This window comes from Sphaerospermopsis reniformis (assembly GCF_005402885.1).
GTDB classification, from domain to species: domain Bacteria; phylum Cyanobacteriota; class Cyanobacteriia; order Cyanobacteriales; family Nostocaceae; genus Sphaerospermopsis; species Sphaerospermopsis kisseleviana.
Window position 1 is genome coordinate 1 of record NZ_BJCE01000429.1, and the last position, 2,422, is coordinate 2,422.

The 2,422-nt window shown below is 33.9% G+C and carries 3 protein-coding genes; all 3 read left to right on the forward strand.

The features are described 5' to 3' along the window. The coding region (locus FFR48_RS27270; protein ID WP_137669513.1) for a tetratricopeptide repeat protein at positions 1 to 661 on the forward strand (661 nt) is incomplete at its 5' end. A gap of 539 nt (positions 662 to 1,200) precedes the next feature. Then, complete coding sequence (locus FFR48_RS27275) at positions 1,201 to 1,695, forward strand: DUF4365 domain-containing protein (protein WP_137669514.1); 495 nt, start codon at positions 1,201 to 1,203, stop codon at positions 1,693 to 1,695. Beyond that, positions 1,692 to 2,228: a hypothetical protein gene (locus FFR48_RS27280; protein ID WP_137669515.1), complete on the forward strand. Its 537-nt coding sequence runs from the start codon at positions 1,692 to 1,694 to the stop codon at positions 2,226 to 2,228. The genes FFR48_RS27275 and FFR48_RS27280 overlap by 4 nt, the downstream gene beginning before the upstream one ends. Positions 2,229 to 2,422 lie beyond the last annotated feature (194 nt).

The window sequence follows — 2,422 nt, forward strand, 5'->3', positions numbered from 1 at the left end:
AGATGATTACAACCAAGCTATCAAGATTAATCCTAACTATGCCAATGCCTACATCGGCCGGGGAAATGTCCGTGATGATTTAGGAGATAAGCAAGGTGCTATAGATGATTACAACCAAGCTATCAAGATTAATCCTAACGATGCTTATGCTTACTACTTTCGGGGAAATGTCCGTTATGAATTAGGAGATAAGCAAGGTGCTATAGATGATTACAACCAAGCTATCAAGTTTAATCCTAACTTAGCCCAAGCCTACAGCAACCGGGGAGTTGTTTATCATCAACAAGGAAACTACATAGCTGCAATATCTGAATATAATCAGGCGGTTGCTAAAGATGCCAATAGTTTAGCTGCTGTTAATAATATAGGCTTGATAAAATATGAACAGGGAGACAAAGAAACAGCGATTAAACAATGGCAAAAAGCCATGAAAATTGATAATAAATCAGCCGAACCCATATTAGCTTTAGCTGTGGCTTTATATACTAAAGGAGAACAACAACAGGCTTATCAGTTAGCGGAAACGGCATTAAAATTAGATAAAAACTTTGCAGATACTAACTTTTTAAAAAAGAATCTTTGGGGTGATAAAATAATTGCTGATACTCAGAAATTGCTATCTACTCCTAAAATGAAAACCTTGTTATCCCAGTTGCGTTAATATCAATCTTCCCTCGTTCCCTGGCTCTGCTGGGGAATGCTCACGGGAGGCTCTGGATGACAACAATAATATTTTGTCAGAATCAGGATGTCCAGGATTTAAGGATTAACAGGATGTTTGATAATGGTTGGGTTGATGAGTTTTTGGGAATGTTTGATATCTGTTTTTCTATGAGCCTGTTAATAACATGACTATATATGGCTACAAAAATTCCCACCATAATTTAATGATAGGCTAAATTCAGAAATTTGTCAAGAGGTAGTGAAGAATAATCTTGAGAATTTTGACTTTTGACTTTTGACTTTTGACTTTTGACTTTTGACTTTTGACTTTTGACTTTTGACTTTTGACTTTTGACTTCTGACTTCTGACTTTTGACTTTTGACTTTTGACTTTTGACTTTTGACTTCTGACTTCTGACTTTTGACTTTTGACTTTTGACTTTTGACTTCCCCCAGGGGGTATCCTGATTCAGACGACAAAAGAATTTTTGGGGTATTATTAGGAGTGTTTTAATTTGAGTATAAATTTCTAATTTAATGGATATCAACCAGCAAAAAGAACAATTTAGTATTACTTATGTTAGAGCGATCGCTGCCGTAGCAGGTTATTCTATATATAGACCGGAAATAGACAATGATAGTGTAGATTTAGGTATAATTAGCAGAGGAGGTACAGGTAAAATCTTTTCTCCCAGAGTAGAATTACAACTTAAATGTACTGCTAGAGATGTTCTTGAAGAAAACTGTATTAAATATCCCCTAATTCTCAAAAATTATCATGATTTAAGGATAAATTCTCTTGTTCCGAGAATTTTAGTGGTAGTATTAGTTCCCGAAAAAATCACTGACTGGATAAAACAAACAGAAGAGGAACTTTGTCTGAGATATTGTGCTTATTGGGTTTCATTACGCGGAATGCCTGATACCACAAATACAACAAATGTTACTATTAAAATACCTCGTAGTAATCAGTTTACACTGGATGCACTACAGACCATCATTCAACGTATTAGTTTGGGAGATTTGCCATGAAAGTTACCATTAAAGATAGTCAAATACTCAAAACAGTTCAACCTGAAATTATCCAAACACATCTACAAGCTACAGGATGGCAGGAAACAGGTAGAATTTATAACGATGCTGGAGCAATTTGGCGATTTAAAAAAGACTCTATTAATGAATATGAAATTTTGCTACCTCTGCAACAGAATTTAGGAGACTATGCTGAAAGAATTAGTGATATTTTGAAAACATTAGAGATAGTAGAAAATAGAAATCAATTTGATATTTTAAGTGAATTTATCACCAATTATCCTAACTTTAATATTCAAGGTATTGTCAAGGAAATATCCACTCCAGAAATTGATAAACCGAGAGGAGAAATTACATTATTAGGTGCAGTATTTGAGAAATTACAAGAAATTAAAACAGTTCTCAATAATCAGGATTATATCTTAGCTATTAAGGCTTATCAAGAACGATTATCAATTAATTGTATGGGTGATTTAATCAAGGAAGATAATCATTTTATTCTCAAAAATCCCAGAAATTTACAAATTGACTGATGAATATTGACTGTTGACGTTGTAATTAATTAGGGTTTGCTGAATAAACCTAAAACCTTGATATATTAAAGGTTAGAGGCTGATAAACACAGAAATTAGTGCAAGGGTTTTGAAGGGTATACCGGAAAAAGTGTGCATTTTTGGGGATTTCAAGAGATGGCAAAGAAATTTTCCAATCTCCTCCTGACTCCTGA

Bases quoted from the DNA above. Each gene is read 5' to 3' on its own strand.
- FFR48_RS27275 (WP_137669514.1), top strand. From the start codon at position 1,201: ATGGATATCAACCAGCAAAAAGAACAATTTAGTATTACTTATGTTAGA.
- FFR48_RS27280 (WP_137669515.1), top strand. From the start codon at position 1,692: ATGAAAGTTACCATTAAAGATAGTCAAATACTCAAAACAGTTCAACCT.